Consider the following 1,274-nt stretch of genomic DNA (forward strand, 5'->3'; position numbering starts at 1 on the left):
CATCCACAGCCTCAGCATGGATCACAATCTGACCAGTCACAGGATCGGCTGCTGTTGCATCCAGAGTTGCTGTGATGAAGCCATTCGCAAGGTCAGCTGCAGTCACGGTGTAGTTCACACCATTGACATTCACCACTGTGCCGTCAAGCGCATCCGGTCCTAACGCCACTTGTGCATTGAAGCTGCCGTCTGTGCCTAACTCGTCTGCATTTAAGATACCGTCGCCATTTAGGTCTTCAGGAATCGTGATTGCACCGATCAGGTCTGCAGGGACTGTATCAACCGTTACTGTCACGTCTGCATCTGCAACATCCACGTTACCTTGTGCATCCACTGCTTCTGCATGGATCGCTACAGGGCCTTCGCCTGTCACAGGAATCGCTGCTGTGATATAGCCGTTTGCAAGGTCAGCTGCTGTCACGGTGTAGTTAGTACCGTTAACATTCACCACTGTGCCATCAACTGCATCCGGTCCCAACGCCACTTGTGCATTGAAGCTGCCGTCTGTGCCTAACTCGTCTGCATTCAAGATACCGTCGCCATTTAGGTCTTCAGGAATCGTGATCGCACCGATCAGGTCTGCAGGGACTGTATCAACCGTTACTGTCACGTCTGCATCTGCAACATCCACGTTACCTTGTGCATCGACTGCTTCTGCATGGATCGCTACAGGGCCTTCGCCTGTCACAGGAATCGCTGCTGTGATATAGCCATTTGCAAGGTCAGCTGCTGTCACGGTGTAGTTCACACCATTGACATTCACCACTGTGCCGTCAAGCGCATCCGGTCCCAACGCCACTTGTGCATTGAAGCTGCCATCTGTGCCTAACTCGTCTGCATTCAAGATACCGTCGCCATTTAGATCTTCAGGAATCGTGATCGCACCGATCAGGTCTGCAGGGACTGTATCAATAGTAAGCGTAGCTGTATCTGTAGCCGTATTACCAGCTGGATCAGTTGCAGTTACAGTCACTGTATGTGGACCATCTATTAATGCAGGCAAAGTATTATCTGCGAGCGTCCAAGTACCATCACCATTGTTAGTCGCTGGATAATCGATACCATCAACATTTACAACAACGGTTGCTGTTGGATCATCAATAGCTCCTGTTAAAGCAGGAGTCGTGTCATTAGTAGTTAAATCATCTAAAGATACAACTGGCAAACTAGTATCAATGGTCACCACCGCAGTATCGTTACCTACGTTACCTGCTGCATCTGTTGCAGTCACGGTAATGGTGTGTGGACCGTCTGCGAGTGTTGGAAGTGTATTG

Annotated in this window: 1 protein-coding gene; it reads right to left on the minus strand. The window is 49.9% G+C overall.

Translation table 11 applies throughout. The annotated features are described in order from the left end of the window. The coding region (locus G9371_RS18965; protein ID WP_227591302.1) for an Ig-like domain-containing protein at window positions 1–1,274 on the minus strand (1,274 nt) is incomplete at both ends.

Origin of the sequence: Acinetobacter sp. EKM10A, assembly GCF_011075215.1 — a bacterium.
Taxonomy (GTDB): Bacteria; Pseudomonadota; Gammaproteobacteria; order Pseudomonadales; family Moraxellaceae; genus Acinetobacter; species Acinetobacter baumannii.